5 protein-coding genes and 1 pseudogene are annotated in these 6,053 nt (G+C 66.1%); 3 read left to right on the plus strand and 3 right to left on the minus strand.

What is annotated here, in order from left to right; genetic code table 11:
• Positions 1-95: pseudogene (locus JWR89_RS15665) on the minus strand (BolA family transcriptional regulator); the annotation flags it as partial.
• Between the two features lie 182 nt (positions 96-277).
• On the opposite strand from JWR89_RS15665, the gene JWR89_RS15670 reads away from it, so the two are divergent.
• From JWR89_RS15670 to JWR89_RS15680, 3 genes are all read left to right on the plus strand, one after another.
• Positions 278-640 carry a DUF427 domain-containing protein gene (locus JWR89_RS15670; protein ID WP_299717716.1) on the plus strand — a complete coding sequence of 121 codons (363 nt, stop codon included), beginning with the start codon at positions 278-280 and terminating at the stop codon, positions 638-640.
• Between the two features lie 235 nt (positions 641-875).
• Positions 876-2,051, plus strand: a complete 1,176-nt coding sequence (locus tag JWR89_RS15675) for an acyltransferase (protein WP_299717718.1) — start codon at positions 876-878, stop codon at positions 2,049-2,051.
• Positions 2,052-2,090: 39 nt separating this feature from the next.
• On the plus strand, positions 2,091-3,032 hold the full coding sequence (locus JWR89_RS15680) for a glyoxylate/hydroxypyruvate reductase A (protein ID WP_299717720.1): 942 nt from the start codon (positions 2,091-2,093) through the stop codon (positions 3,030-3,032).
• A 149-nt stretch (positions 3,033-3,181) separates the two neighbouring features.
• On the opposite strand, the gene JWR89_RS15685 is transcribed toward JWR89_RS15680, so the two are convergent.
• Together JWR89_RS15685 and JWR89_RS15690 are read right to left on the minus strand one after the other, a co-directional pair.
• Positions 3,182-4,918 carry an MOSC and FAD-binding oxidoreductase domain-containing protein gene (locus JWR89_RS15685; protein WP_299717722.1) on the minus strand — a complete coding sequence of 579 codons (1,737 nt, stop codon included), beginning with the start codon at positions 4,916-4,918 and terminating at the stop codon, positions 3,182-3,184.
• A 241-nt stretch (positions 4,919-5,159) separates the two neighbouring features.
• Positions 5,160-6,053, minus strand: an 894-nt coding sequence (locus JWR89_RS15690; protein WP_299717724.1) for an AIR synthase related protein, incomplete at its 5' end; no start/stop codon positions are given.

Consider the following 6,053-nt stretch of genomic DNA (forward strand, 5'->3'; position numbering starts at 1 on the left):
TGGTCGCCGTCGCCGGCCAGATCGCGAATCGTGACCACGGCATCGGGAATCGCCGATTTGATCATGGTCTCGATATCGTGGGCGTCCATCGGCATGGTCAGGTCTCCAGAATTCGGTCGAATCGCGCCCGGCGAGGTCGCGTCGCATCTGCGACCCTACCGCGGACACCGCATCGCGTCACGACCTTCCCACCGATAATCCGTCGCCGGCCCCTTTTAATGGCGGCTTTCGCCCCACATCTGAAGGGCAGCATCCGAGCACCAAGAGGGTTTTGACCATGAAGCTCCCCGGCCCCGACCATCCGATCACCATCACACCGTCCGGCAAGCACATCCGCGTGCTGGCCGGCGACCTGGTGATCGCCGACACCACCCACGCGCTGGCCCTGAAAGAGGCCAGTTACCCCGAGGTGCTGTACATTCCCCGTACCGATGCCGACCTGAAGCTGGTGGAGAAGACCTCCCGCACCACCCATTGCCCGTACAAGGGCGACGCCAGCTATTACAGCATCGCCGCCGGCGGCAAGGTGCTGGAGAATGCGATCTGGACCTACGAAACGCCGTTCCCGGCGATGGCCGAGATCAAGGACTACCTGGCGTTCTATCCGGACAAGGTGAAGATCGAAACCGTCGCGGGCTGACGCCGTCATTGCCGCACGCGACGGGCGTAGGGTGGGGAAAGGCGCCGTTGCGCCGTGCCCACGCGCCGCGAAAGAACCTGCCGCGAAATAAAGAAGACCGCGAAATGGACGTGGGCACGCATCTCCGCGCTGCGCGCGGCGAAGCTTTGCCCACCCTACGCCATCTCCGCTGATTTGCCGCCTGCAACATCAGGTTCTATGGTGCGCATCTCATCACAGGGCCCCGTCGATCCACATGTCAGACCGCAACGCCGCGCTGGACCGGGCCCGCACTTTCATCACCCTGCTGGTGCTCGCTAACCACGCGGTGGTGGCCTACACCGCGTTCGGGCGGTTCTATCCCAACCACTATCTGTGGTCGTCGGCGCCGGTGGTCGATAGCCAGCGCTGGATCGGCTTCAACATCCTGACGCTGTTCAACGACGCGTTCTTCATGTGCCTGATGTTCCTGCTGTCCGGGCTGTTCGTCGCAGGCTCCCTGCAGCGCAAGGGCGTCGGCCATTTTCTGCGCGACCGCGCGCTGCGGCTCGGCGTGCCGTTCCTGGCGCTGATCTTGGTGCTGATGCCGATCGCCTATTATGCCTCCTACAAGCTCTCCAGCGGCAAGCTCGGCTTCGTCGATTTCTGGATCGGCAATTTCAAGCAGGGCATCTGGTTCGACGGGCCGGGCTGGTTCATCTGGTTTCTGCTGTTTCTCGATCTGCTGGCGATCCCGGTGTATTTCTTCGCGCCGAAACTGATCGAGGCCATCAACCGGCTGTCGCTGCAATCCTATGAGCGCCCCGCGCGCTTCGCCGCCGCGCTGACGGTGGTGTCCATCCTCGCTTATGTGCCGCTGCTGTTTCAGGTCGGCGCCGTCCGCTGGTTCAACTGGGGGCCGCTACAGGTGCAGCTCAGCCGCACCCTGCTGTACGGCGTGTTCTTCTTCGCCGGCATGGGGATCGGCGCGGCCAACATCGACCGCGGCCTGCTGGCCGGCACCGGCGCGCTGGCGCGGCGCTGGTTCGTCTGGGTAATTGCGGCTGCGCTGTCGTTCGGCGCGCTCACCTTCCTGGTAAATTTCCGCCGCATGAAGCTCGCCAACCTCACCGGCGCGCCGCCGTTCTGGTGGCAGTCGAGCTACGGCGTGGCATATGCCGTCGCCTGCGTCATGATCTGCCTCGCCGTGCTGGCGCTGTTCCTGCGGTTCGGCCAGCGCGACAACAGCATCTTCGATCCCGTCCGCGACGACGCCTATGGCATCTATGTGGTGCACTACATCGCGGTGCTGTGGCTGCAATACGCACTGCTCGACGCCACCGCGCTGGGCGCGATCGCGAAGGCGCTGATCGTGTTCGCCGGCACGCTGGCGAGCAGCTGGGGCGTGACGATTTTGTTGCGGAAGATTCCGGGCGCGAAAAGGGTGTTGTAACGCGCGCCGCACGCGCATGACGAACTTCCGAATGGACAGGTGAAGGTGATCCAGCTTCTTTTCAACGTCTCTCCCGACCTGTTCGCGGAGTATCGCGCGCCGATCCTGGAGGCGCTTCGGCGCCGGAACATCGAGGCGCAAACGGCTCTTGCAGGCGACATGCCGCCCGAAGCAGTCGATTACATCATCCATGCGACTGGCGGCCCTGTGGTCGACTTCAGCGTCTTCACCAAGGCGCGTGCGGTGCTGAGCCTGTGGGCCGGCGTCGAAAAGATCGTCGGCAATGCGACGCTGACGCAGCCTTTGTGCCGGATGGTCGAGGACGGGCTGCGGCGCGGCATGGTGGAATGGGTGACCGGCCACGTGCTGCGCGCGCATCTCGGCACGGATCTCTATGTCCGCGAGAAACCGCTGACCTGGGCGCGCCACGTGCCGCCGCTGGCCACCGAGCGGTCGGTCACGGTGCTTGGCCTGGGCGAGCTGGGATCGGCGGCGGCGACGACGCTGGCCCATCTCGGCTTCCGCGTCACCGGATGGGCGCGCCGTGGCCGCGAGATAGCCGGCATGCGCTGCCTCGCGGGAGCGGACCGCCTACCCGAGGCGCTCGCTGCTGCCGAGATACTGGTTTCAATCTTGCCCGAAACGCCGGACACCATCGATCTGTTGAACGCGGAACGGCTGGCGCTATTGCCGCGTGGCGCTTTCATTCTGAATGCCGGACGGGGTTCGCTGGTCGACGATGATGCGCTGGTGGCCGCGCTCGACAGCGGAAACGTCGCGCATGCGACACTAGACGTATTCCGCACCGAACCGCTGCCGGCGGACCATCCTTTCTGGTCGCATTCCGGGGTGACGATCTCGCCGCACGTCGCCGCCGCCACGCGCGTGTCTTCGGCGGCCGATGCGATCGCGGAGAATGTCGCGCGATCGGAAAGCGGGGCGCCGCTGCTGCATGTGGTGGATCGCACGCGGAGCTATTGAGTAAGCAGCCTCTCGTGTCCCGGACGCGATGCGGCATACTTCATGCCGCTGCGCAGAGTCGGGATCCCGGTACTACGCAAGTTCACCGGGACCCCGGCTCTGCGAAGCAATACCTCGTATTGCATCGCGTCCGGGGAACGACCCCTGCATCACAGATCCACCACCACGTCGCCTTGCGGCTGCGCGCAGCAGATCAAAACATTGCCGGCCGCCGGCGGGTCGATCGGATCGGGCCGGTAGGCGACGGTGCCAGCCACCAGTCCGCTTTCGCAGTTGTGGCAGACGCCGGTGCGGCACGACCACCGCACCGGGACGTCGCAGGCTTCGGCCAGTTCGAGCAGGTTCTGGAATGCCGGCCCCCACGGCACGCTCAAGCCACTGCGGGCGAACGACACCAGCGGTCCCGCACCGACAGGCCCGACGGGCGGATGCGGCGCTCGCTGCGGGGCGGCGGCGATGCCCGGCGTGCTCGACGGACCCGCGCCGAACAGTTCTGAATGAATCCGAGCTTTGGCGACGCCCCATGCGGCCAGGCCCGCCGTCAGTTCGCTGATGAACATCGACGGCCCGCAGAGATAGAAGTCGGCGTCGTGCGGCAGGTCCAGTTCGCGTAGCGCCGCCATGTCGAGATGCCCGCTCGCATCGAAATCCACTCCCAGCCGGTCCTGCGGATCGGGCGCGCTGTAGCGGATGTGGCGATGGCCCTGCGCCAGATTCTTGAGCAGAAGGGCCGCCTCCGCGGCGAATGGATGCTCGCGGCCATGACGCGCGCCGTAGAGCCACCAGACGTTTCGCGGCGACGCCTGCACCGCCAACGCGTGGAGCATCGCGAGGACAGGCGTCACCCCCACCCCGGCACTGAGCAGGACGACGGGGCCGTCGCCCGATCCAAGCGTGAAGGCGCCGCGCGGCGCGCTGACCTCCAGCACGTCGCCGCTCTGTAGCTGCTCGTCGATATAGGCGCCCGCCGCGCCATGCGGTTCGCGCTTGACGCTGATGCGGTAGCTGCGGTCGCCGGGTTCGCCCGACAGCGAATAGCTGCGCAGCAGCGCCGGCGTCCCGGGCGCCAGCGCCAGGCGCAGCACCACGAACTGGCCGGGAAGTGCCGTGGCCAGCGGAAGTCGATCCGTGGGCTCCAGCACCAGCGACACCACGCTGTCGCTCTCGCGAACTTTCTTCGACACAAGCAGCGGGCGGAATCCCGCCCAGGCCGGTGGCGGTCCGGACGCCGGCCCGAGCCCGGCATTTCCCGCCAGCAACGCCTGGAACGATTTTCGCCAACCTGCGCTCAGCGCGGGAATCCGCAGCGCGCGCTCGAGCTGGCTGCGCGGGTGGCCGGGCATGTACAGCAGCGCGTTGACCTCGGCGACGGTCATGCGCTCGGGGCCGGCGGCAACCTGAACGATTTCGTCGCCGGCCTCGACCTGGCCTTCCTCGATCACGCGCAGATAGAAGCCGGGTCTGCCGCGCGCGACCAGTAGCGCCGCCATTTGCGGCTCGTTCATGCGGATGCCCAGCCGATAGCAGGTGACGCGCGGCTGCGTCACTTCGAACACCGCGCCGCCGATCCGGTAGCGGTCGCCGATGCCAACCTCGTTGTCCGGAAGGCCCTCGACCGTAAAATTCTCGCCGAACTGGCCATGGCTGAAGTCGTCACGGCCGAGCTCGCTCTGCCAGAAGCGATAGGAGTCCATCTGATAGACATACACGGCGCGATGCTCGCCGCCGTGCCCGGCCAGGTCACCCTGCCCGTCGCCATCGACGTTGAGCCGGCGCACCTGACGCGGACCTTCAACGGGATTTTTCCAGACGGCGGTGTGGACAGTCTTGCCTTGCCACGCGATGTCGCGCGGCAGGCCGACATTGACCGACAGCAGGCGAGCCATACCTCGTCCTCCTTCGCGATTGCCGGCCCAAGCCTAACACCATCGAGATAGCGAGAACATGCGGATATCGCGTCGGATCGTCAGCGCGCAAGCGCGTTGCGCTATCGTACGTTTCCCGGACGCGGTGCAGCGTGCAACGCTGCTCCGCAGAGCCGGGATCCCGGTTGCTTTCTCAAAAAAACCGGGGCCCCGGCTCTGCGAAGCGATACTTCGTATCGCATCGCGTCCGGGGAATGGCGGCTTACGACGCCTTCGCGTTCATGTAGTTCGGCAGCCAGCTTTCATGCGCGTGCAGCAGCGCCTTCACATGCACAGCGCGCTCTCCCGCCACAGCCACTTCGTGCCCGCCCGTGACGCCGATCTGCACGCAGGGCACTTCCACCGTGCGCAGCTTGGTCAGCACGCTCAAGAGCGCGCTTTCCGGCACGGTGACGATGTAGCGCGCCTGGTCTTCGCCGTACCAATACGCATGCGGCACGATGCCGTCCGGCGCAGCGTCGAGCTTGGCGCCGATGCCAGACGCGATCGCCATTTCGGCCAGCGCGATCAGCAAGCCACCATCGGAGACGTCATGCACCGCGGTCGCGGTGCCGGCGTGGATCATGCCGCGCACCACGTCGCCGTTGCGCTTTTCGACCGAAAGATCGACCGGCGGCGGCGCGCCCTCTTCGCGACCGCAGATATCGCGCAGATACACGGATTGGCCGAGCCAGCCTTCGGTCGCGCCGATCAGCAGGATCGCTTCGCCTTCGGCCTTGAACGCCAGCGTGGCGGACTTGGTGAAATCGTCGAGCAGGCCGACGCCGCCGATCGAGGGCGTCGGCAGAATGCCGCGGCCGTTGGTCTCATTGTACAGCGAGACGTTGCCCGACACGATCGGGAAATCCAGCGCGATGCAGGCTTCCGCGATGCCCTTCAGGCAGCCGACCAGCTGGCCCATGATCTCGGGCCGCTCGGGATTGCCGAAGTTGAGATTGTCGGTGATCGCCATCGGCTTACCGCCGACCGCGGTGATGTTGCGCCAGGCTTCCGCCACCGCTTGCTTGCCGCCCTCGACCGGATCGGCCTCGCAATAGCGCGGCGTCACATCGACGGTCATCGCGAGGCCCTTGGGGCCGTCCTCGATGCGCACCAC

This window comes from Tardiphaga sp. (assembly GCF_028290785.1).
Lineage (GTDB): Bacteria > Pseudomonadota > Alphaproteobacteria > Rhizobiales > Xanthobacteraceae > Tardiphaga.

Coding starts and splice junctions, on each gene's coding strand:
- JWR89_RS15670 (WP_299717716.1), top strand. CDS start 278: ATGAAGCTCCCCGGCCCCGACCATCCGATCACCATCACACCGTCCGGC.
- JWR89_RS15675 (WP_299717718.1), top strand. CDS start 876: ATGTCAGACCGCAACGCCGCGCTGGACCGGGCCCGCACTTTCATCACC.
- JWR89_RS15685 (WP_299717722.1), bottom strand. CDS start 4,918: ATGGCTCGCCTGCTGTCGGTCAATGTCGGCCTGCCGCGCGACATCGCG.